This window comes from Streptomyces sp. NPDC058663, from assembly GCF_042716745.1.
Lineage (GTDB): Bacteria > Actinomycetota > Actinomycetes > Streptomycetales > Streptomycetaceae > Streptomyces.
The window spans coordinates 66,429-89,361 of the sequence record NZ_JBHXRV010000022.1 but is presented as its reverse complement, the minus strand read 5'-3'; the positions used below and the strand labels follow the sequence as shown (position 1 = coordinate 89,361).

Annotated in this window: 20 protein-coding genes; all 20 read left to right on the top strand. The window is 72.5% G+C overall.

Going from position 1 to position 22,933, the window contains the following annotated elements:
* Nucleotides 1-21: 21 nt before the first annotated feature.
* Nucleotides 22-795 carry an alpha/beta fold hydrolase gene (locus ACFWVV_RS18130; RefSeq protein WP_384351800.1) on the top strand — a complete coding sequence of 258 codons (774 nt, stop codon included), beginning with the start codon at nt 22-24 and terminating at the stop codon, nt 793-795.
* Nucleotides 792-2,075, top strand: a complete 1,284-nt coding sequence (locus tag ACFWVV_RS18125) for a cytochrome P450 (protein ID WP_384351797.1) — start codon at nt 792-794, stop codon at nt 2,073-2,075. The genes ACFWVV_RS18130 and ACFWVV_RS18125 overlap by 4 nt, the downstream gene beginning before the upstream one ends.
* A gap of 211 nt (nt 2,076-2,286) precedes the next feature.
* Nucleotides 2,287-4,134 carry a gamma-glutamyltransferase gene (gene ggt, locus ACFWVV_RS18120; RefSeq protein WP_384351794.1) on the top strand — a complete coding sequence of 616 codons (1,848 nt, stop codon included), beginning with the start codon at nt 2,287-2,289 and terminating at the stop codon, nt 4,132-4,134.
* A gap of 158 nt (nt 4,135-4,292) precedes the next feature.
* Nucleotides 4,293-4,685, top strand: a complete 393-nt coding sequence (locus ACFWVV_RS18115; protein WP_384351791.1) for a PPOX class F420-dependent oxidoreductase — start codon at nt 4,293-4,295, stop codon at nt 4,683-4,685.
* Between the two features lie 204 nt (nt 4,686-4,889).
* The gene (locus ACFWVV_RS18110) at nt 4,890-5,732 is read left to right on the top strand and encodes a nitrilase-related carbon-nitrogen hydrolase (protein ID WP_384351788.1); all 843 of its coding nucleotides are present in this window, start codon (nt 4,890-4,892) and stop codon (nt 5,730-5,732) included.
* Nucleotides 5,729-7,012, top strand: a complete 1,284-nt coding sequence (locus ACFWVV_RS18105) for an aspartate aminotransferase family protein (RefSeq protein WP_384351786.1) — start codon at nt 5,729-5,731, stop codon at nt 7,010-7,012. The genes ACFWVV_RS18110 and ACFWVV_RS18105 overlap by 4 nt, the downstream gene beginning before the upstream one ends.
* Before the next feature lie 99 nt (nt 7,013-7,111).
* Complete coding sequence (gene hydA, locus ACFWVV_RS18100; protein ID WP_384351783.1) at nt 7,112-8,503, top strand: dihydropyrimidinase; 1,392 nt, start codon at nt 7,112-7,114, stop codon at nt 8,501-8,503.
* A 178-nt stretch (nt 8,504-8,681) separates the two neighbouring features.
* Nucleotides 8,682-9,626: an ABC transporter ATP-binding protein gene (locus ACFWVV_RS18095; protein ID WP_384351780.1), complete on the top strand. Its 945-nt coding sequence runs from the start codon at nt 8,682-8,684 to the stop codon at nt 9,624-9,626.
* The gene (locus ACFWVV_RS18090) at nt 9,623-10,447 is read left to right on the top strand and encodes an ABC transporter permease (protein WP_384351777.1); all 825 of its coding nucleotides are present in this window, start codon (nt 9,623-9,625) and stop codon (nt 10,445-10,447) included. Before ACFWVV_RS18095 ends, ACFWVV_RS18090 begins: the two co-directional genes overlap by 4 nt.
* Nucleotides 10,448-10,612: 165 nt before the next feature.
* Nucleotides 10,613-11,599, top strand: a complete 987-nt coding sequence (locus ACFWVV_RS18085) for an ACP S-malonyltransferase (RefSeq protein WP_384351774.1) — start codon at nt 10,613-10,615, stop codon at nt 11,597-11,599.
* Nucleotides 11,586-13,142, top strand: a complete 1,557-nt coding sequence (locus ACFWVV_RS18080) for a class I adenylate-forming enzyme family protein (RefSeq protein ID WP_384351771.1) — start codon at nt 11,586-11,588, stop codon at nt 13,140-13,142. Before ACFWVV_RS18085 ends, ACFWVV_RS18080 begins: the two co-directional genes overlap by 14 nt.
* Entirely contained in the window at nt 13,123-13,377 is a 255-nt protein-coding gene (locus tag ACFWVV_RS18075) for an acyl carrier protein (RefSeq protein ID WP_384351768.1), read from the top strand. Before ACFWVV_RS18080 ends, ACFWVV_RS18075 begins: the two co-directional genes overlap by 20 nt.
* Nucleotides 13,378-13,382: 5 nt before the next feature.
* Nucleotides 13,383-14,561, top strand: coding sequence for a PLP-dependent aminotransferase family protein (locus ACFWVV_RS18070; protein ID WP_384351765.1), 1,179 nt, complete (start codon nt 13,383-13,385; stop codon nt 14,559-14,561).
* Nucleotides 14,558-16,864 carry a lantibiotic dehydratase gene (locus ACFWVV_RS18065; RefSeq protein ID WP_384351762.1) on the top strand — a complete coding sequence of 769 codons (2,307 nt, stop codon included), beginning with the start codon at nt 14,558-14,560 and terminating at the stop codon, nt 16,862-16,864. Before ACFWVV_RS18070 ends, ACFWVV_RS18065 begins: the two co-directional genes overlap by 4 nt.
* Nucleotides 16,864-17,979 (top strand): 2,3-diaminopropionate biosynthesis protein SbnA, encoded by a 1,116-nt coding sequence (gene sbnA / locus ACFWVV_RS18060; protein WP_384351759.1) that lies wholly within the window; start codon nt 16,864-16,866, stop codon nt 17,977-17,979. The genes ACFWVV_RS18065 and sbnA overlap by 1 nt, the downstream gene beginning before the upstream one ends.
* Nucleotides 17,976-19,019 carry a 2,3-diaminopropionate biosynthesis protein SbnB gene (sbnB, locus tag ACFWVV_RS18055; protein WP_384351756.1) on the top strand — a complete coding sequence of 348 codons (1,044 nt, stop codon included), beginning with the start codon at nt 17,976-17,978 and terminating at the stop codon, nt 19,017-19,019. The genes sbnA and sbnB overlap by 4 nt, the downstream gene beginning before the upstream one ends.
* On the top strand, nt 19,016-19,822 hold the full coding sequence (gene fabG, locus ACFWVV_RS18050; protein ID WP_384351754.1) for a 3-oxoacyl-ACP reductase FabG: 807 nt from the start codon (nt 19,016-19,018) through the stop codon (nt 19,820-19,822). The genes sbnB and fabG overlap by 4 nt, the downstream gene beginning before the upstream one ends.
* Nucleotides 19,823-19,897: 75 nt before the next feature.
* Nucleotides 19,898-20,194, top strand: coding sequence for an acyl carrier protein (locus tag ACFWVV_RS18045; RefSeq protein ID WP_384351751.1), 297 nt, complete (start codon nt 19,898-19,900; stop codon nt 20,192-20,194).
* A complete protein-coding gene (fabZ, locus tag ACFWVV_RS18040) occupies nt 20,191-20,724 on the top strand; it encodes a 3-hydroxyacyl-ACP dehydratase FabZ (protein WP_384351748.1) in 534 nt (177 codons plus the stop codon). Before ACFWVV_RS18045 ends, fabZ begins: the two co-directional genes overlap by 4 nt.
* A gap of 41 nt (nt 20,725-20,765) precedes the next feature.
* A complete protein-coding gene (locus ACFWVV_RS18035) occupies nt 20,766-22,853 on the top strand; it encodes a GNAT family N-acetyltransferase (RefSeq protein ID WP_384351745.1) in 2,088 nt (695 codons plus the stop codon).
* The last annotated feature ends 80 nt before the right edge of the window (nt 22,854-22,933 follow it).

Sequence of the window (22,933 nt, the reverse complement as noted above, 5' to 3'; positions counted from 1 at the left end):
GACCGTGTGATCGGAGACCCCGTGACCCCCTTCGTCCCGCCCCACTCCCTCCTCGGCGACGGCCCGCACCCCGTGATCGCCGTGCACGGCTGGCTCGCGGACCGCGCGGACTACGCCGCCGTCCTGCCCGACCTTGACCTGGAATCCTTCCGCTACGCCTTCGTCGACCTGCGCGGCTACGGAGAGGCGAAGGACCAGCCGGGCGCCTTCACCACCGCCGAGGGCGCCGCCGACCTGCTCGCCCTCGCCGACCAGCACGGCTGGGACCGCTTCTCGCTGATCGGGCACTCCATGGGCGGTGCCGTCGCCCAGCGCGTCCTGGCGGTGGTCCCGCAGCGGGTGCGGCGGCTGGTGGGCATCTCGCCCGTGCCGGCGAGCGGGCTCGACCTGCCGCCCGAGTCCTGGGAACTGTTCGCGGGAGCGGCGGAGCGGGCGGAGAACCGGCGGGCCATCATCGACACCACCACCGGCGGAGTGCGGCCCGGCGCCTGGCTCGACCGGATGACCCGGCAGTCCGTCGAGCGCAGCGACCCCAAGGCGTTCCGGGCCTGGCTGGACTCCTGGGCGCGGGAGGACTTCCACACCGACGTCGAGGGCGCGCCCTGCCCGGCGCTCGCCGTCGTCGGCGCACTCGACCCGGCGCTGAGCGCGGAGGTGATGCGGCAGACCTGGATGCGCTGGTACCCGCACGCCGAACTCGTGGAAATCCCGGGCGCCGGCCACTACGCCATGGACGAGACCCCGCTCCAGCTGCTGCGCACCGTCGAGGACTTCCTGCGCGCGGACGCCGCATGAGCGACGACGTCCTGAGCCGCACCTGTGGCGTCGTCCCCGATGTCTTCGACCCGCGCCAGTACGCCAGGGGCATCCCGCACGAGGCCTACCGGCAGCTGCGCGACACGCGTCCGGTGGCCTGGCAGGACGAGTACGAGGTGCTGGGCTGGCCGGCCGGACCCGGCTTCTGGGCGGTCACCCGGCACGCCGACGTCGTACGGGTCCTCAAGGACGCCCGCGCCTTCTCCTCCCGGGCCGGCGCCACTCAGATCCGCGATCCCGACCCCGACGACCTCCCCTTCATCCGGCGCATGATGCTCAACCAGGACCCGCCGGACCACGGCAGACTGCGACGGCTGGTGAGCCGGGCCTTCACCCCCGGCCGCACCGACCGCTTCGAGTCGCGGGTGCGCGAACGCGCCCGCACCCTCCTCGAAGCGGCGGTGCGCGGGGCGCGGGAAGGCGGTGACGGGGTCCTCGACCTGGTGGCCACCGTCACCGACGACTACGCCCTGCTCAACCTCTGCGACCTGCTGGGCGTGCCCCGGAGCGACCGCGCACTGCTCCTGGAGTGGACCGAGCGCGTGATCGCGTACCAGGACCCGGACGAGCGGGCGCAAGCGGTGCGCGGCCCCGACGGGCGGCCGGTGAACCCGCGTTCGCCCGCGATGCTCGGCGAGATGTTCGCGTACGCGCGGAAGCTGGCGGAGTACAAGCGCAGGTTCCCCAGCGACGACATCATGACGGCGCTCGCGCACGCGGCGGGGGACGGGACCCGGCTCGGCGGCCCCGAGCTGGAGATGTTCTTCTTCCTGCTCACCGTCGCGGGCAACGACACGGTGCGCAGCGCGGCACCGGGAGGTTTCCTGGCCCTGGCCGGGGACGCCCGGGCGCAACAGGCGATGCACGGCGTCCGGACGGCGACGGCCGTCGAGGAGCTGCTGCGCCACCACCCGCCCGTCCTCAGTTTCCGGCGCACCGTCACCGAGGACACCGAACTGGCCGGGGAGCGGTTGCGCGCGGGCGACAAGATCGTGGTCTTCCACGCCTCCGCCAACCACGACGAACGCGTCTTCGCCGACCCGCACCGCCTGGACCTGACCCGCGAGCCCAATCCGCACGTGTCCTTCGGGGACGGTCCGCACGTCTGTCTCGGCGCGCACTTCGCCCGGCTGCAACTGCGCGTTCTGCACGAGGAGGCCCTGCGGACACTGCCGCCCTACCGGTTGGCGGCTCCGCCGCGCCGTCTGGTCTCGCACTTCATCAACGGCATCAAATCCCTGAAGCTGGCGCTGGACTGACGGGCCATCGGATTGCGTGTCCGGGTGACCCGCCCCTACGCCGGTCGGCCGACGGCGCGGTGCGCGTTGCGCGGGGCGCGGCCAGGGGGTCTGCGCCGTCCGTGTCACAGGATCGCTGTCGTGGGCGAGGGGCCGGACGCGCTCGCGGGTACCTGGCACGGGAGGGTCGCTGCGGCTACGCTGCGCGGACGCCGTTCGCCTGGAGGTACGCATGCGTCGACCCACCCGGCCCGCCGTACGGGCACTGTCTCTGCTGGCCGCGACCGCGGCAGTCGTCACGGTGGGGGCGGCCGCGCCACCGGGCGCCGCGGCGCCTGCCGCGCAGGCCACTTCGGCATTTCCCGCCGCTCCCGCCACCCCGCCCGCGAAGGTTCCGGTGGCGGTCGGGCACGGCGGTGCGGTCGCCAGTGTGGACGCCGACGCCTCGGCGGCCGGTATCGAGGTGCTGCGGGCCGGCGGCAACGCCGTCGACGCGGCCGTGGCCACGGCCGCAGCGCTCGGTGTGACGGAGCCGTACTCCGCGGGCATCGGGGGCGGCGGCTACTTCGTCCACTACGACGCCAAGTCCCGCAAGGTGCGCACCATCGACGGCCGCGAGACCGCCCCGCGCAGCGCCGACAGGAACCTCTTCCTGGAGAACGGCAAACCCATCCCCTTCGCCGAGGCCATGACCAGCGGCCTCGGCGTCGGCACCCCCGGCACCCCCGCCACCTGGGCGGCGGCACTGGACTCCTGGGGCTCCAAGCCGCTGCGCACCCTGCTGAAGCCGGCTGAGCGGCTGGCCCGCGACGGCTTCACCGTCGACGCCACCTTCCGCGCGCAGACGCAGGGCAACGAGGCCCGCTTCCGGGACTTCCCCGCCTCGTCCAAGCTCTTCCTTCCCGGCGGTCAACTGCCCGTCGTCGGTTCGACGTTCAAGAACCCGGAGCTGGCCCGCACCTACGAGAAGCTGGGCCGCGAGGGCGTCGGCGCGCTCTACAGGGGCGACCTGGCGCGCGACATCGTCCGTACGGTGAACAGGCCCCCACTCGCCCCCGGCTCGCAGCGCAAGGTGCGCCCGGGCGACCTCACCGAGCGCGACCTGCGGCGTTACGAAACCGAACGGCCGGCCCCGACGAAGGTGCACTACCGGGGGCTCGGTGTGTACGGCATGGGCCCCTCCTCGTCCGGCGGCACGAGCGTCGGCGAGGCACTCAACATCCTGGAGCGGACCGACCTGTCGAGGGCGTCCCAGGCGAAGTACCTGCACCGGTTCATCGAGGCGAGCCGGATCGCTTTCGCGGACCGGGGCCGCTGGGTCGGCGACCCGGCCTTCGAGGACGTACCGACGAAAGAGCTCCTCTCGCAGCGGTTCGCCGACTCGCGCGAGTGCCTGATCAAGGACGACGCGGTGCTGGTGAGCCCGCTGCCGCCGGGTGACCCGCGGCACCCCTCGCGCACGTGCCACAGCTCGGGGCAGGCCGCGCCGACGCCGTACGAGGGGGAGAACACGACCCACCTCACGGCGGCCGACAAGTGGGGCAACGTGGTCGCCTACACGCTGACCATCGAGTCGACCGGCGGCAGCGGGATCACCGTGCCGGGGCGTGGCTTCCTGCTGAACAACGAGCTGACCGACTTCTCCTTCGCCCCCGCGAACCCGGCGGTCCACGACCCGAACCTGCCGGGACCCGGCAAGCGGCCGCGCTCCTCGATCTCCCCGACGATCGTCCTGGACCGGCACGAGCGTCCCGTACTGGCGCTGGGCTCCCCGGGCGGGGCCACGATCATCACGACGGTGCTCCAGACCCTGACCGGCCACCTGGACAGGGGCCTGCCCCTGGTCGAAGCGATCGCTGCGCCCCGCGCGAGCCAGCGGAACGCGGCGGCCACCGAGCTGGAGCCCGGCCTCTGGAACAGCCCCGTGCGGGGCGAACTGGAGGCGCTCGGCCACGTTTTCAAGCTCAACCCCGAGATCGGGGCGGCGACCGGCGTGCAACGGCTGGGGGACGGTCGCTGGCTGGCGGCGGCGGAGAAGACGCGCAGGGGCGGCGGCTCGGCGATGGTCGTACGGCCTTAGCGGGCGGGAACGTACGCCCGGCAGGCCCTGCCGGGGCGGGGGTGCAGACCCATGGGATCCGCCCCCGCCCCGCTGGACGCGGCCCGTGCGCGCGGGCCCGCGAGGACCCTCCCGGGCTCCTTGCGGCGCGGTTGCGGGAGCGCACGTAGGGTCGGGCCATGGATATCCCTGCCGCACGCGCCGCGTTCGCCCGTACGCGCTACATCAGCCTCACCACCTACCGCAAGGACGGCACGCCCGTCGCCGTTCCCGTCTGGGTCGCCGGTGAGGACGGGGTGCTCTACGTGTGGACCAACTCCGGGACCGGAAAGGTCAAGCGCATCCGCCGCGACGGCCGCGTCACGATCGCCCCGTGCGACATCCGCGGCAACATCAAGCCGGGCATACCCTCCGTCGAGGGCAAGGCCACCCTCCTCGACGAGGACGCGCTCGGGAAGGTGCGCAAGCTCATCGCCCGCAAGTACACCTGGCAGTACTGGTTCACCGACCTGTCCGCCACCCTCGCCCGCCGGGGCAAGCGCCCGCACACCGCGATCAAGATCGAAATCTAGGCCTGGTGATCGAGGCGCGGCGGCCGGTCCTTCACCCCTGCGGGTGTGAAACAAGATCGACTCCGCGGGTTCACGGTGATGGTCTTGCCCCGCTCTCCCCGGCGGCTTACGTTCAAGGATCCACGCCCCAACTCTACGGGCGTAGAGGGTCTCTGACGTCCCGTCGGGAACGGGGGACGTCGTCCGGTCGAACGGAGACGAGTCATGGCCACTGTCGTACGCGCCGCCCTGGTCCAGGCCACCTGGACAGGCGACACCGAATCCATGATCGCCAAGCATGAGGAGCACGCCAGGGAGGCGGCCCGGCAGGGGGCGCGGATCATCGGCTTCCAGGAGGTGTTCAACGCCCCCTACTTCTGCCAGGTGCAGGAGGACGAGCACTACCGGTGGGCCGAGGCGGTCCCCGAGGGCCCCACCACCGTGCGGATGCAGGCACTCGCCCGCGAGACCGGCATGGTGATCGTGGTCCCGGTCTTCGAGCGCGAGAGCTCCGGCTTCTACTACAACACCGCTGCCGTCATCGACTCCGACGGCAGCTACCTCGGCAAGTACCGCAAGCACCACATCCCCCAGGTGAAGGGCTTCTGGGAGAAGTACTACTTCAAACCGGGGAACGCGGGCTGGCCGGTCTTCGACACGGCCGTCGGCAAGGTCGGCGTCTACATCTGCTACGACCGCCACTTCCCCGAGGGCTGGCGGCAGCTGGGCCTCGGCGGCGCCCAGATCGTCTACAACCCCTCCGCCACCTCCCGCGGCCTCTCCGCCCACCTCTGGCAGCTGGAGCAGCCCGCCGCGGCCGTCGCCAACGAGTACTTCGTCGCCGCGATCAACCGCGTCGGCCAGGAGGAGTACGGCGACAACGACTTCTACGGCACCAGCTACTTCGTCGACCCGCGCGGTCAGTTCGTCGGGGACAAGGCCAGCGACAAGGCCGAGGAACTCGTCGTCCGGGACCTGGACCTGGACCTCATCGAGGAAGTCCGCCACCAGTGGGCGTTCTACCGCGACCGCCGACCCGACGCGTACGAAGGACTGGTTCAGCCGTGACCGACCTGCACTCCCGCCACCAGGCCGTCCTGCCCGAGTGGCTCGCCCTGTACTACCAGAACCCGATCGAGCTCACCCACGGCGAAGGCCGTCACGTCTGGGACGCCGAGGGCAACAAGTACCTCGACTTCTTCGGCGGCATCCTCACCACGATGACCGCCCACGCCCTGCCCGAGGTCACCAAGGCGGTCTCCGAGCAGGCCGCCCGCCTCGTCCACTCCTCGACCCTCTACCTCAACCGCCCGATGATCGAACTGGCGGAGCGCGTCGCGCACCTGTCCGGCATCCCGGACGCCCGCGTCTTCTTCACCACCTCGGGCACCGAGGCCAACGACACCGCCCTCCTGCTGGCCACCTCCTACCGCCGCTCGAACCAGCTCCTGGCGATGCGCAACAGCTACCACGGGCGCTCCTTCGCCACCGTCTCGCTCACCGGCAACCGGAACTGGTCGCCCACCAGCCTCTCCCCGCTCCAGACGCTGTACGTGCACGGCGGCGTCCGGCACCGCGGCCCGTACGCGCAGCTCTCCGACGCCCAGTTCATCGAGGCGTGCGTCGCCGACCTGGAGGACCTCCTCGGCCAGACCCGGGGCCAGGTCGCCGCCCTCATCGCCGAACCCGTCCAGGGCGTCGGGGGCTTCACCTCCCCGCCCGACGGCCTGTACGCGGCCTTCCGCGAGGTGCTCTCCCGCCACGGCATCCTCTGGATCGCCGACGAGGTGCAGACCGGCTGGGGCCGCACCGGCGACCATTTCTGGGGCTGGCAGGCACACGCCGAGAACGGCCCGCCGGACATCCTCACGTTCGCCAAGGGCATCGGCAACGGCATGTCCATCGGCGGTGTCGTCGCCCGCGACGAGATCATGAACTGCGTCGACTCCGGTTCCATCTCCACCTTCGGCGGATCGCCGATCACCATGGCGGCGGGCCTCGCCAACCTCACCTACCTCCTCGAGCACGACCTCCAGGGCAACGCCCGCCGCGTGGGCGGTCTCCTGCTGGAACGACTGCGGGCGATCGGGGCCGCGGTTCCCTGCGTACGGGAGGTGCGCGGCCGGGGCCTGATGGCCGGCATCGAGATCGTCCGTCCGGGCACCGACGAGGCCTGGCCGGAGGCGGCGGGCGCCGTCCAGGAAGCGGCCCGCGAGGGCGGTCTCCTGCTCGGCAAGGGCGGCGGCCACAACACCAGCGTGCTGCGCATCGCACCGCCGCTCACTCTCACGGTGGCGGAGGCCGAACAAGGCGCGTCCGTCCTCGAACGGGCGCTGCACCGGGTATAGCTCTGCACCAGGTACGACCGGCCACTGGCCGAGGACTCGTTTCGGCACGACAACCCAGCCCGGGACGGCGGGACACCCGGCACCAGGAGGCGCACGCACATGACACGCACTCTGATCACCGGCGGTCTCGTCGTCACGGCCGCCGAGGAGATCCACGCGGACGTACTGATCGAGGGCGGCCGGATCGCCGCCCTGGCGGCCCCCGGCACCCAGCAGTGGACGGCGGACCGCGTCCTCGACGCCACGCACAAATACGTCATCCCTGGCGGCGTCGACGCGCACACCCACATGGAGATGCCCTTCGGCGGCACCTTCGCCGCCGACTCCTTCGAGTCCGGCACCCGGGCCGCGGCCTGGGGCGGCACCACCACGATCATCGACTTCGCGATCCAGTCCCCGGGGCAGAGCCTGCGCGCGGGCCTGGACGCGTGGCACGCCAAGGCCGACGCCAAGTGCGCGATCGACTACGGCTTCCACATGATCATGGCCGACGTCAATGAGTCGTCGCTCAAGGAGATGGACCACCTGGTGGGGGAGGGGGTGACCTCCTTCAAGCTGTTCACCGCCTACCCCGGGGTCTTCTTCAGCGACGACGGCCAGATCCTGCGCGCCATGCAGAAGGCCGCGTCCAACGGCGGCATGGTCATGATGCACGCCGAGAACGGCCTGGCCATTGACGTCCTCGTCGAACAGGCCCTGGCCCGTGGTGAGACCGACCCCCGCTACCACGGCGAGGTCCGCAAGGCCCTCCTGGAGGCGGAGGCCACCCACCGCGTCATCAAGCTCGCCCAGGTCGCCGGCGCACCCGTCTACGTCGTCCACGTGTCGGCCGAGGAAGCCCTCAACGAAATCGCGGCGGCCCGCCACAAGGGCCTGCCGGTCTTCGGCGAGACCTGCCCCCAGTACCTCTTCCTCTCCACCGACAACCTCGCCGAGCCGGACTTCGAGGGCGCGAAGTACGTGTGCTCCACCCCCTTGCGACCCAAGGAGCACCAGGCCGCCCTGTGGCGCGGCCTGCGTACCAACGAACTCCAGGTGGTCTCCACCGACCACTGCCCCTTCTGCTTCACCGGCCAGAAGGAAATGGGCCGCGGCGACTTCTCGAAGATCCCCAACGGGCTCCCCGGCGTGGAGAACCGCATGGACCTCCTCCATCAGGCCGTCGTCGACGGGCACCTCACCCGCCGCCGCTGGATCGAGATCGCGTGCGCGACGCCGGCGAGGATGTTCGGCCTGTACGGGCGGAAGGGGACCATCGCGCCGGGCGCGGACGCCGACGTGGTGATCTACGACCCGCACGCCGAGCAGGTGATGTCCGCCGCCACGCACCACATGGCCGTCGACTACTCGGCGTACGAGGGGCGCAGGGTCACCGGGCAGGTGGAGACCGTGCTGTCGCGGGGCGAAGTGGTGGTCGCGCAGGGCGAGTTCAAGGGGCGGTCGGGGCACGGGGCGTACCTCGCCCGTGCCACTTCCCAATATCTGGGGTAGGCGGTTGCCGGCTCCGCGGTCGAGGAGCGGGTGGCCGGGGCTTCGCCCGGCGGGTGGCGGGTGCAGCGGGGCGAGGGTAGTGACGCGATAGGGCGCGGATGGCGGCGGGCGGGAGAGTGGTTCTCGCCGGTCAGGCCCCGTCCGGACCGGGCCCCCTCACTCCTGATAAGGAACTTCGATGCTGCACACCCCCCAGAGTCCGGTGCGGAAGGAGGTGACGTCTCCGGATGCCGCCGTGCTCAGCAAGGTGGTCAAGCGGTTCACCAGCGCCAAGGGCGAGGAAATCACCGCCGTGAACGGGCTGGACCTACGGGTCGGGCGCGGCGAAGTGGTGGCGTTTCTCGGCCCCAACGGCGCGGGTAAGACCACCACGATCGACATGCTGCTGGGGCTGTCCCGCCCCGACTCCGGCACGGTGGAACTCTTCGGCCTCCCGCCCCAGCAGGCGGTACGGGCGGGAAGGGTGGCCGCCGTCCTCCAGAGCGGGGGACTGCTGCCCGACCTGACCGTCGCGGCCACGGTACGGATGCTGGGTTCCCTGCACCCCGGCGCCGACATCGAGAAGGTGATGGCCAGGGCGGGCGTCACCGCACTGCGCGACCGCAGGGTCGCCGAGTGCTCGGGCGGCGAGCAGCAGCGGCTGCGGTTCGCCCTCGCGCTGCTCAGCGACCCCGACTTCCTGGTCCTGGACGAGCCCACGGCGGGCATGGACGTCGTCGCCCGGCGGAACTTCTGGGCCGCTGTCCGCGAGGACGCCGCACGCGGCATGACCGTCATGTTCGCCACCCACTACATGGAGGAGGCCGATCAGTTCGCCGACCGGGTGGTCCTGGTCGACCGGGGGAACGTCGTCGCCGACGGGTCGGCGTCCGCGCTGCGGGCCTCCCTCAGCGGACGCACCGTCTCCGCGCGGATCGCCCCGCGGGAGGCCGCCGCCGTCGCCGCCCACCACCAGGTCCGCTCCTGCGTGCCGCGCGGTGACCGCCACTACTTCGACTGCGCCGACTCCGACGCCCTGCTCAGGCTGCTCCTGGAGCGCACCTCGGCCACCGAGATCGAAGTCACCCCGCGCAGCCTCGAAGAGGCCTTCATGGCCCTCACCACCCAGGAGGAGTCGCGATGACCGCCACCGACCGCGCCGAACGGGCCGCCACCGGCCGGGCCGCCGGGGAAGGCCGTACCCGCACCTCGCCGTTCGCCGGGGTGAACCCGGTCTTCCTCCGCCACGAACTGGCCCGCCGCTTCAACCGGCAGACCACGATCTTCACGCTGCTGCTCCCGGCAGTGCTCTACCTGGCCCTCTTTCGCACCGCCCCGACCGGTGCGACCCTGCCGCACGGCAACTTCGCGGCCTGGATGATGACCGGCATCGCCGTCTACGGCGCCGCGATGGCCGCCATCAGCTCGGCGGCCACCATCTCCGTGGAGAAGTCCGCGGGGTGGATGCGCACCATCGCGCTCAGCCCGCTCGCCCCGCCCGGCTATCTGCTGGTCAAGGTGGTGAGCTCGGTGGTGATGGCGGCCGTGCCCGTGATCATCGTCGGCGGGCTCGGGGCGTTGACCGGGGCCCGCGCCGACACCGGCGTGTGGGTGTCCTCGCTGCTGGTCGCCTGGCTCGGGGCCGCCGTCTTCGCTGCTCTCGGCATCGCGCTGGGCCTGGCCATGAAGCCCGAGGTCGTGATGCACATGCCCGGTCTGACCATGACCGCGCTGGCCTTCCTCGGCAACCTGTTCATCCCGCTCGAAGGGATCATGCTGGAGGTCTCCCGGTACTCGCCGATGTACGGAGTCGCCACGCTGGCCCGTTACGCGCTCACCGAGGGCTACTCCTTCGAAGGCACGCACTCCTCGCTGACCGGCGCGGTCGTCAACGTCGCCGCCTGGTTCGCCGCCTTCTCCTTCATGGCGGTACGCCGCTTCCGCAAGAGCACCGGACGTCTGTAGGCGGCACCCGGCCCCCCGGCCCCCCGGCCCCCCGGCCCCCCGGCCCCCCGGCCCCCCGGACCCCCGGGCCCGCCGCCCCGCCCCCACATCCCCCGTTTCCTCGTACCGCACCTCCCGTCGGCCCTGGCCGGACGGTGGGCACCTCACACGATGGAGGTAGGACAAGTGTTCGTATTCATCGCGCCGGGACAAGGCTCCCAGACCCCCGGAATGCTGGCCCCGTGGTTGCGCGACCCCGAGCACGCCGCACGCGTACGGGACTGGTCACAGGCGGCCGACGTCGATCTTGCCCACCTGGGCACCCGGGCCTCCGCGGCCGAGATCGCCCGCACCGAGAACACCCAGCCCCTGCTGGTCGCCCACGCCCTGCTCGCCCACACCGCGCTGGGCGGGGCGGGGGCCGGGCACCCGGTGGCGGCCGGTCACTCCGTCGGCGAGCTGGCGGCTGCCGCCGTCGCCGGAGCCCTGGACCCGGCGGACGCGATCCGGCTGGCAGCGGTACGGGGCCGGGCCATGGCCGCCGCCTGCGCCGAAGCCTCCACCGGACTGACGGCCGTGATCGGCGGCGAGAAGGACCAGGTACTGGACCGGCTCGCCGAACTCGGCCTGAGCGCCGCCACGTTCAACGGACCCGGCCAGATCGTGGCCGGTGGCCCGGTGTGCGACCTGCGGCGGCTCGCCACCGCACCGCCGCCCGGCGCCACCGTCAAAGCGCTGCCGGTTGCCGGGGCCTTCCACACCGCCCACATGGAGTCCGCACGGCGCACCGTCGCCGACGCGTTCGCCGCCACCGCCTTCCGCACCCCGCACGGCGCGCTGATCTCCAACGCCGACGGCGCCCTGGTGACCTGCGCCGACGAGATCCGCGACCGGCTTGTCGGCCAGGTGACCCGCCCGGTGCGCTGGGACCTGTGCCTGGAGACCCTGGGCGGGCTCGCCCCCGCGCTGGTGGTCTCGCTGCCGCCCACCCGCACGCTGACCGCTCTCCTGCGCCGCCGGCTCCCGGACCTCACCGTCCTCCCGGCCAACACCCCCAGGGACCTGGCCACGCTCCGGAACCGGCTCGATTCCGTACCGCCCGCTCCCGTACGGCCCCTTCCCGTTCACCCCGTTCCCGTACGCATGGAGGAGCGCGCCCGTGCCTCTGCATGAACTCCTCGACCGCGCCCGCGCCGAGCGCCCCGCCCACCCGGCGGTGGTCGACTCCGACGGCAGCCTCACCTACGCCGGACTCGGGACCGACGTCGACCGTGCCGTCGGCTGGCTCCGCGCGCAGGGCGTCACCGCAGGACAGCGGGTGGTGTACGCAGGCGGCAACGACCGTACCTTCGTCACCCTGCTGCACGCGGCCTTCCGCACCGGCGCCGTACTGGTCCCCGTCCACCCGGGCCTGACCGTCCCGCAGATCGCCCACATCGTCGCCGACTGCACGGCGGCCCTGGCCGTCTGCCCGCCAGGTGCGGGCGACGGCGCGGGACGCACCGTGGACGTCGACCGGGCCCGCCGGGAGATCCGGGACACCGACCCCGACGACTTCACCGCGCAGGTCGATGAGGACGACGTCGCCACCCTCATCTACACCTCCGGCACCACCGGCCGCCCCAAGGGGGTCGTGTGCCCGCACCGGCAGACGGCCGCGGCCGTCGAGGCAGTCAACGCCCGCCTCCGCTACCGCCCCGACGACGTGGTGCTCTGCCGGCTCCCGCTCTCCTTCGACTACGGCCTCTACCAGGCCCTGCTGTGCGCCCGCACGGGCAGCACCCTCGTCCTGGCCGAACGGACCGGGGACCACGCCCTGTTGAAGGTGATCGCGGACCACGGTGTCACCGTCGTCCCGCTCGTCCCCTCGCTTGCCCAGCTGCTCACCCTCCTCCAGCGCAGGAAGCGGTACCCCGCCCAGGTGCGGCTGTTCACCAACACCGGTGCCCGCCCGGGGCGTTCGGTCACCGCCGAGCTCCTCGCGGCCTTCCCCGGATCGTCGTTCGCCTCGATGTACGGCATGACCGAGTGCAAGCGCATCTCGATCCTCGACCCCGCACGGTACGAGGAGCGCCCCGACTCCGTCGGCCCGGCCATCCCCGGCGACACGGTGCGCGTCGTCGACGCGCACGGGCGCACCCTGCCCGCCGGGCAGCGCGGCGAGATCGTCGTGCACGGCGCCACCGTGATGGCCGGCTACTGGGGCGTGCCGCTGGAGGACCAGCGGCGGTTCGTGCGCCACCCCGACGGCTCCCTCGAACTGCACACCGGCGACCAGGGCCACCTGGACGCCGAAGGGCTGCTCTACTTCGCCGGCCGCGACGACGACATGATCAAGCACCGCGGCACCCGGATCGGGCTCACCGAGATCGAGGACGCCGCCGAGCGCATCCCCGGCGTGAGTGCCGCGGTCGCCCTGCGGCCCGCCCGCGAGGGCGCCCCGCTGCGGCTGGCCGTGTGCACCGCGCTCGCCCCGCACGAGGTGCGCGAACTGCTGGCCCGCAGCCTCGACGCGGCCCGGCTGCCCGACCGCATCGTCCCGCTCCCCTCCGTACCCCTGACCGCCAACGGCAAGCCCGACAGGGCCGCCGCACAACGGCAGGCCGACGCGCTCGAACAGGCCTCGGCCGCCGTCCGCCCGCAGCCCACCAAGGCGCCGACGGCCCGTCCGGCCGCCCACACGACGAGGACCCTCCATGCAGCAGCAAGAGTTTGACCGGCTCGTCGAGCAGACCTGCTCGGTCACGGTCACCGACCCGACGGCCCCGCTCGTCGACCTCGGCGTGGACTCGCTCCACACCATCGCCCTGGTGATGGCCGTGGAGGAGGCGTACGGCATCGAGTTCGACCCCGACACCCTCACCCGGCTCCCCCTCACCTCGTCCGCTGCGCTGCGCGAGGCCGCCGAGGACCGGGCAGCCGCCACCGCACTCACCGGGACGGGGAACTGACCGTCATGTGGACCGACTCCCGGCCGACGGCCGGGATGCCCCAGCTCTTCGAGCGGGCCGGCGACGTGATCTCTTTCGCCGGCGGCCTGCCCGACCTGGACCTGCTGCCGCTGCAGGAGATCTCCGCCCAGCTCTCCCGGCTCGTACGCGTCGGCGGCCGGGTGGCCCTCCAGTACAGCACCCCGCACGTCGCCACCTCCCTCGTCCCCGCGATCACCGACCTGATGGCCCGCGAGGGCGGCCGCACCAATGCGCAGAACCTGGTGCCCACCGGCGGCTCCCAGATGGGGCTGCTCGCCGTCGGCCTCTCCCTCGCGGAGCCCGGAGAGACAGTCCTGTGCCAGACCCCCGCCTACCCGGGCGCCGCGGCCGCCTTCCGCACCGCGGGCCTGACCCTGCGCGCCGTCCCCGAGGACGCCCGCGGACTCGACCCCGAAGGGCTGCGCGACACCGTGCTGCGCCTGACGGCCGAGGGCCGCACCACCCGGCTGCTGTACTGCAACCCCACCTTCCAGAACCCGACCGGCGCCACCCTCTCCGCCGAACGCCGGGTCAGACTCATGGAGGTCGCGCAGGAACTCGGGCTGCTGATCGTCGAGGACAACCCCTACGGTCTGCTCGGCTTCGACGGGCGGACCACCCCCACCCTCCAGGGCCTCGACCCCGAGCGGGTCGTCTACCTGGGCACCTTCTCCAAGGTGTTCGCTCCCGGGTTGCGCTGCGGCTGGATCGCCGCACCCGAACACCTCGCGGCCGCTTTGCGCCGCACCACCGAGGTCATGACCCTCTCGCCGTCCCCGCTGGCTCAGGCCGCCCTGGCCACGTTCCACGCCAGGACCGGCTGGACGGGCCTGGTCGACGGCTACCGGGCCGCCTACCGGGAGCGCCGCGACCTGATGTCCGACGCGCTGGAGAGCGAACTCGGCCGGGGCGGCGACTGGCAGTGGGAGCGGCCCGAAGGCGGCTTCTACCTGTGGCTGCGCCACCGCGACGGCGCCGACACCGCGCGCTTCGCCGCACCGGCCGCCGACCACGGCGTCTCCTTCGTCCCCGGCAGCCACTTCGGCATCGACGGGGAGCACGCGGACGCACTGCGGCTGTGCTTCAGCAACGCGCCCAAGGAGCGGATCGCCGAAGGTGTGGCACGCCTGGCGGCGGCCTTCCGGGACGGGGCGAGCGGATGACTACCCCGTTCGGGCCCGTATACCCGTTGGACGGCGGGGACTGGCAGGTGTGGGGGCAGGGGCTGCTGCGCAGCGCCGGATTCCCGGTCGCCGGTCTGGAACTGCTCGGCGGGCCGAACGCAGCCCGTGCCGCCCAGCCCGTCCCCGACAGTCCCGACGCGCGGGCCGCGTTCGGCGAGGCCTACCGGGCCGACGCCGCCGCAGAGTCCGCCCGGCTCGCGGTACTCGCCCGCGACGAGCGGGTGCGCACCGCCATCGCCTGGCAGAACCGCACCGTGTACCGCGTCCTCGACGCGCTCGCCGCGGGCACCGGCAAGGACTCCAAGCGCAAGCAGCGCGAACGCACCCTGGCCATGTACTGGCTCCGGTACTGCGCCAAGGCCGAGACAATCGGGTTCTTCGGCCCCGCCGCCTGGATCGAGGTCGGCAGCCAGAGGCGCGCCCTGGACTTCCAGCCCGGACCCGGCCTCACCCACCGCAGCCGCACCTCCTTCGAACGCTGGGCGGTGGCCGCGCTGGCCGACACCATGGCGGCGCTTCCCGGCGCCCGCCGGTGGTTCCCGCCGGTGCTGCGCCCCGACGTGCACCTCGACGGCGACCGGCTGGTGCTGCCCGGCGGACGCACCCTCGCCCTGCGTCCGGACGACGTCCGGGTGCTGGCGTACGCGGACGGCGACCGCAGCGCCCAGGCCGTCACCGACGCACTCGTCGAACGGGACGGGTGGGAGGCGGCGGGCGCGCGAGCGCGGGTCGAGAGGATCCTGGCCCGGCTGGTCAGACAGCGGGTGCTGTCCTGGGACGCCAACATCCCCGTCGACGTACGGGCGGAAGCCGTGCTGCGGCGCCGGATCGCTGCGGTGGGCGACGCGGAACTGCGGTCCCGCTTCGAGACCACCCTCGCCGAGCTGGACGCGCTGCGGGACGCCGTGGACACCGCCCCCGACTCCGGGCGGCTCGTCGCCGCGCTGGACGCGCTGGACGCGTACTTCGTCCGGGCGACCGGACTCGACGCCTCCCGGGAGGAGGGCAAGGCCTACGCCGGACGCACCCTCGTCTACCAGGACGCGCTGCGGGACTGCCACATCGCGCTGGGCGGCGACTTCCTCGACCGGATCGCCCGCCCGCTGTCGCTGGTGGCGGACGCGGCGGACTGGTTCGGCAACCGGCTGGCCGCACTCGTGGAGGCGGAGGTCGCGGCCTTCGTGCGCGACACGCACACACCGGCCGGACGCGCGTTGACCCTCGCCGACGTCTGGAGCCGGGTGCTAGGTCTGTTCTGGGGTGAGAACGCCACCCCCGTACAGCAGGCGACCCGGGAACTGGCCGCCAAGTGGCGGCAGTTGCTGGACGTCGACCCGGTGGCTGCGCTGCCGGAGCGGCTGGACCTGACGACCGCCAGGCTCGCCGCACGGGCCCGGGAGGTCTTCGCCACCGGACCGGTCGGCTCCCCGCACCTGGCTGTGCACAGCCCCGACCTCCAGGTCGTCGCCGACTCCGTGGAAGCCTTCGACGCCGGAGAGTACACGGTGGTACTCGGCGAGCTGCATGCCTGCCTGGCCACCTGCGACCTGCCCTTCCTGGACTGGACCACCGACGACGGGCAGTCGCTGCGCGACAAGGTCAACACGGCCGTCGGCGCACCCCGCCTCGTGCCCCTGCTGCCCGTCGAATGGAAGCGCAACAGCGGGCGCATGGTGCCCGCCCCGATCGGCGCGGGCGACCGCCTGATCGGCTTCACCAGGGCCCCGTACGACGACCGCTCCCGGATCGACCCCGCGGTCTCCTTCACTCTGGCGGAGGCCGGAGGCAAGGTCACCGCGACCGCCCCCGACGGGCGTGCGTGGAGCCTGCCGGAACTGCTGGCCGTGCCGGTCTCGATCATCGCGGCCGACGCGTTCAAGATCGGCCTCGACCGGGCGCACGCGCCCCGGGTCACGCTCGACGGGACGGTCCTCTTCCGGGAGTCCTGGCGGCTGCCGGCCGGGTCCGTGCTGCTGCCCGCGAAGCCGGACCGGGAGGACGACTACCTGGCGGTACGCCGCTGGGTGACCGAACACGTGCTGCCGGAGCGGGCGTTCGTGAAGTTTCCGCAGGAGACCAAGCCCTCGCTGGTCGACTTCACCAGCCCGACCGTCGTGCTCTCCTTCGCCAATCTCGTGCGCCGGACGTGCCGCCTCGACCCCCACGCCCACATCGGCGTCAGCGAGCCGCTGCCCGCTCCCGAGGGGGCCTGGCTGCCCGACGCGGACGGCGGGCGCTACGTCAGCGAGCTGCGGCTCCAGATCAGCAGAAAGACACCGTGATGACCCTTCTCGCCCCTGACGGCACGGGTGCCGCCGTCCGCGCGGACCGGCCCGCGCGCTCCCGGGCGCCCGCCCCCGCTCCTGCCCCCGACATCGTCGCGACCATCGGCCGCACCCCGCTCGTCGCGCTCGACCGGCTCTTTGCGCCCGCCCGCTTCCAGGTGTACGGCAAGTGCGAACGGTTCAACCCGGGCGGCAGCATCAAGGACCGCGCCGCCCGCTCGATGATCGAACACGCCTTGTCCATCGGGGAGTTGGTGCCCGGCGTCTCCACCGTCGTCGAGTCGTCCTCGGGCAACCTCGGCATCGCGCTCGCCCAGCTCTGCAACTTCTACCGGCTCGGCCTGATCTGCGTCGTCGATCCCCGCACCACCGCCCAGAACCTCGCGCTCATGCGGGCGTACGGGGCACGGGTGGAGGTCGTCGACCGGGACCCGGCCACCGGCGAGTACCTTCCGGCCCGCATCGAACGTGTCCGCGCCCTGCTGGCACGCGTCCCCGACGCGTACTGGCCCAACCAGTACGCCAACGAGCGCAACGCGTTCGCGCACCACGACACGATGCGCGAAATCTGCGAGGCGCTGCCCGGCGGCCCCGACTACCTCTTCCTGGCGGCCGGAACCACCGGAACGCTGCGCGGCTGCGCGGAGTACATCCAGCGACACGGCCTGACGACGAAGGTCGTGGCGGTGGACGCGGTCGGCAGCGTCATCTTCGGTCCGCCCGCGCCGTGGGAACACGGCCACCGGCGCAGCATCCCCGGCCACGGGGCGGCCGTGGTGCCGCCGCTTGCACGCCCCGGGCTCGCCGACCGGGTGGTCAAGGTGACCGACCGGGACTGTGTACGCGGCTGCCGCCAACTGCTGGCCAAAGAATCTGTCCTGGCCGGGGGGTCCTCCGGGGCGGTGGTGGCCGCACTGCTGGACGCCGCCTCCTGGATCGAACCGGGTGCGACCTGTGTGGCGGTCCTGCCGGACGGCGGCGACCGGTACCTCGACACCGTCTACTCCGACACCTGGGTGGCATCCCGCCTCGGCACGGCCCCGGATGCGCCCCACACCCCCGATTCGCCCCCCGCCCACGCCACTTCCTCGGAAAGGAGCCACCAGTCATGAGGATCCTCGGTCGCGACGACGTCCGGGCCGCGCTCGACGGGCTCGATCCACTCGTCCTCGACGCCGTGCGGGACGCCTACCTCCTGCACGGGAAGGGCGATTCGGACCTGCCGTTCTCCAGCTTCCTGCGGCCTCCCCGGCCCGCCGGCTCCAGGATCATCTCGCTGCCCGCCTACCTCGGTGGGGACGAGCCCGTCATGGGGCTCAAGTGGATCTCGTCGTTCCCGGCGAACGTCGCCCAGGGCCTCCAGCGGGCCTCCTCGGTGCAGATTCTCAACGACCTCGCCACCGGCTACCCCGTCGCCCTGCTCGAAGGCAGCCGGATCTCCGCCTCGCGGACCGCGGCGAGCGCCGCGCTCGCCTCCCGGGCGCTGCACGGCGAACGGCCGGTGCGCGCCGCGTCCCTGATCGGCTGTGGCACCATCAACCTGCGCGTCGTCGACTTCCTGGCGCTCACCCACCCCGAGCTGGAGACGGTCGTCCTCCAGGACGCCGTACCGGGCCGGGCGGAGTACCTGACCGCCGAACTGGCCGCGGAACACCCGCGGCTGACCTTCCGGGCCGGTGGTCTCGACGAGGCGCTCACCGCCCCGACCGTGTCCGTCGCCACCACCGACTCCGGTTACTGGCTCGACCTGGCCGACCACCCGGACCGCCCGGCGGGCCAGGTGATCCTGCACCTGTCGCTGCGCGACCTGAGCACCGACTCCGTCCTCGGCGCGTACAACGTGGTCGACGACGCCGACCACGTCCTCCGCGAGCAGACCTCGCTGCACCGCGCCGAACAGGTGGTGGGGCACCGGGAGTTCGTGCACCAGGAGATCGCCGCCGTGCTCGTGGGCGAGGCGACGGCTGCCCCCGCGGGCCAGACGGCCGTCTTCTCCCCGTTCGGGCTCGGCGTGCTGGACCTCGCCGTCGCACGCACCGTACTGCGGGCCGCCGACCGGGCGGGCCTGGGCACGGAGGCCGACGGTTTCGACCCGGGGGACCACCCGGTCACCTCGGGGACCGGGGGCCGGGGCACCGGGGTGACGGCATGAGCGGGGTACTGGCAGACAGTACGGGCACGGCACCCGCCACTTCAGGTGTGCCCGGCTGCTTCCCCGAGGGCAGCAAGGCTCTGGTGACCGGCGCCTCGCGCGGAATCGGCGCGGCCGTCGCGCTCGCCCTGGCCGCCCAGGGCTGCGACGTCGCCCTCAACTACCGCTCCCGCACCAAGGAGGCGGAGGAGGTGGCGGAGCGGATCCGGGCGCTCGGGCGCCATGCCCTGCTGGTGCAGGCGGACGTGTCCGACGAGGCCGCCGTGACCGCGATGTACAAGCGCATCAGGACGGAGTGGGGGCGGCTGGACGTGGCCGTGCTGAATTCCGGGGTGACCTCCGACGGCCACTTTGCCGCGATGAGCAGCGCCAAGTGGCAGGAAGTGATCTCCACCAACCTCACCGGCGCCTTCCTCACCGCCCGCGAGGCCACCAAGCAGATGTACGCGACCGGCGGATCGATCGTTTTGATCGCCTCCACCAGCGGCATCGCGGGCCGCGCCGGGCAGGCCAACTACGCCGCCAGCAAGGGCGGCGTGATCTCCCTGGCGAAGTCCCTGGCGCAGGAGGTTGCCCCGCGCGGCATCCGGGTCAACGTCGTGGCCCCCGGGTTCATCGACACCGACATGGCCAGGAAGGTTCCCCCGGCCCACCTGAAGGAGGCCGTGCGGGCCATTCCGCTCGGCCGGATGGGGACGGCGCAGGAGGTGGCGCAGGCCACCGCCTTCCTGGCGGGACCCGCCGCCTCGTACATCACCGGCAAGGTCCTCACCGTCGACGGCGGCATGATTCCCGTCAACTGACCTTCGACAACACACATCTGACGTTCGGTCAACGAACCAGGACGAATCAGGTCAATGAATGAGAGAGGTATTTCCGTGTCTTCTGCCACCTTCGAGGACGTCCGTACCCGCGCGGAGGCGCGTCTGGAGCGGAACACCATGGTCAAGTCGATGATCATCGACCGGCTCGGCCTGGACGTCGCGCCGGACGTCGTCTCCGACAACCAGCCCCTGTTCGGCAGGGGCCTGGAGATGGACTCGCTGGACACCCTGGAGATCGTCGTTATGGTCAACAACGAGTTCGACGTACTGATCAGCGACGACGACTTCGAGGCATTCGGCTCCATCAACGCCCTCGTCGACTTCATCGAGGACCGGGAGAACGCGGCGTGACGACCGCCCTCAGCCCCGGTGTGCCCGTGACGGGGAAGCCCGCGACGCGGACGTTCGACTACTCCTCGGACGACATCAAGCGGATGCTGCCGCACCGCTGGCCGATGCTGATGATCGACCGGGCCTACGACGTCGTACCGGGCGTCTCGGGACGCGGCATCAAGAGCGTCTCGGTGAACGAGCCGTTCTTCGCGGGCCACTACCCCGACCACTCGATCATGCCCGGCGTGATGATCGTCGAGGCGATGGCCCAGCTGGTGGCCGTCGTGTACGTCGCCGAACTCCTGGAGTCCACCGAGCCCGCCCAGGGCGACCCGGCCGACAGCGTCGGCTACCTCGGGTCGATCAGCTCGATGAAGTTCTCCCGGCTGGTCGTCCCCGGCGACCGGCTCACCCTTCAGGCCCGGCTCGGCCAGCGGCTCGGCGGACTGCGCCAGGTGCAGGTGAAGGCGAGCGTCGACGGCGAGAAGGCCGCGTCCGGCTCGCTGATCGTAAGCACCGGCCGTGCCGGCACCGGCCGCACCGGCTGACGCGGAGCGGAAGAAGGAGGAGACCGAGAAGGAGATACGTCATGTCACTGACGATCCGTCCCTACCAGGACACCGACGCGCGCGACATCGCGGCGCTCTACAACCGGCACCGGGACAACCCCAACCCCGTGACCGGCGGCATCACCGGCGCCGAACTCGGGCGGGAGCTCACCGAACGCGACACCGCGCTGTTCCTCGTCGCCGTCGAGGGCGGCCAACTGGTCGCCACCTTCGGCCTGTTCCACACGACCGGCCGCCGTACCGCCCGCGCCGGCGAGCTCATCGCCGACATGTTCTTCGTCGCCCCGGCCCACCGCAACGGCGTCCTCACCGGACGGCTGTTCACCGAGGCGGTCGAGTGGATGGTGAGCTCCGGCTGCCTGGTGCTGCGGCTGACCGTCAACCCGGCGAACTCCGTCGCCTTCCGGCTCTACCGCCGGGTCGGCTGCGTCTCCGTAAGCCGCACCGTGCCCGGCGAGGACGGCAACGTCGAGCTCCACAACTACATCCCGCTGATCCTGCGCAGCGTCTTCGCCGACCTCGGTGACGAAGCGAAGGCGGCCCTGGGCGGCCTGAGCAGCTTCGCCACCGTGGCGGGCGGCCGGGACGACGAGCTGCGCACCGACATCACGGTGCTGGACGGAGTGCGCACCGTCGCCCACACCCTCTCCCTGGGCGACTTCCGGCTCGCCGCGAGCGTGGACGTCGACCGGGGCGCGGTCCGCGAGGCCGCCCTCACCGGACCCGACGGGAACGTCCGCGCACTGCGGCTCACCCCGCCGCCTCAGTACGCCCGCACCGCCGCCCCGGCGGCCCCGTACCGCTTCGGGGAGGGCGCGCTCAGCGCCGAACTCGACGCCGTGGACGGCACGCTCCGAGTCTGGGCGGACGGCCACCACGGGCCGCTGCTCGTCTCCACTTGGCCGGCCTGCCTGGCCGCGAGCGAGGCGGGCTGGCGCGAGGCCGAACCCCGCGACCTGGAGGTCACCCCGCGCGAAGACGGTCTGCGGGTCGTCGAGCGGTGCGGCGACGACCGGGTCACCTGCGAACTCACCCTCGTCGGCGGCATCCTGGAGCAGGCGTTCACCTGCACCCGCACGCCCGGCCGGATCTTCCAGCACGTGGGCCTGCGGCAGGGGTTCCTGGAGTACGAGGCCGGGGAGCGCCACCCCCTGGGCACCGGCCTCGGGGTGCGGGACGCCTCGGAGGTGGTGGCCGCCGGGCACGAGGCCCCCGCGGGCACCGGGCTCACCTGGGGCGGCGCGCGCTGGACAATCGGCCTGACGGTCGAAGCACCGCTGCGGCTGGTCCACGGCACGCTGCTGGAGCGACGTGCGGTGCCGGGCGCGGACGGGGTGTCCCGGCTGCGGACGGTGTTCCGTAGCAAGGCCGCCGCGGTCGAAGCCGTACCTGCTGGGGCCGCCGCCGGCGCCGCAGCCGGTCCCGCCCCGGGCGGCTCCCGCACGGTGGACCTGCGCGCCGCCGTCGGAGGCGTCACCGTCTGGAAGGAAGGGGCGGTACGCGTCCTGCGCAGCCCGTATCCCCGCAGCCGGGTGTTCGGCTGCAACCCGCGCTGGACGGCCGGGATGTGGGTGACCGGCGAACGCGGACGTGCCGACCGGGCCGACGGCCTGGGGTGGGGCGTGCGCCCGTCCGGCGGCTGGGAGGAGAAGGGGCCCCGCGCCCTGTACGCCCCAGCCGACGGGACCGGCTGGGAGGTTTTCGCACCCGAGGACCCGGCCGAGCCGGTACGGGTCGCCGTCCGCCACCGCCCGCAGGGCCTGCCGGACGGAGAACCGGGCGAGCGTCGCGCTGCCGGTGCGGACGAGGCACGGGACACCGTCCTGTGGCTGACCCCGCACACCCCGCAGCGGACCTCCGTGGTCTTCGAGTCCGCCGGGATCCGCTGGGAGCGGGACTCCTCGCAGTTCCGCCAGGTGTGGGCCGACGCACTCTCGCTGCGGCTCACCGACGGCGGCTGGCTGCACTGCCGCCCGGCCCCTGGGGCGCCCCAGGAGGCCGAATTCGTCCTCCGTACCACCTCGGCGGGACTCATCGTCGGCTGTGCGACCCCCACCGGCACGGACGCCGACTGGCACCTGTCCGTGCACGACGCGCCGCTCACCTGAAGCGCGCGAACCCTCAACCCACCTGGACATCAGGCGACTTCGACGGTTGCCGCCCCATTCTTCCCGAAGGAACCACACAT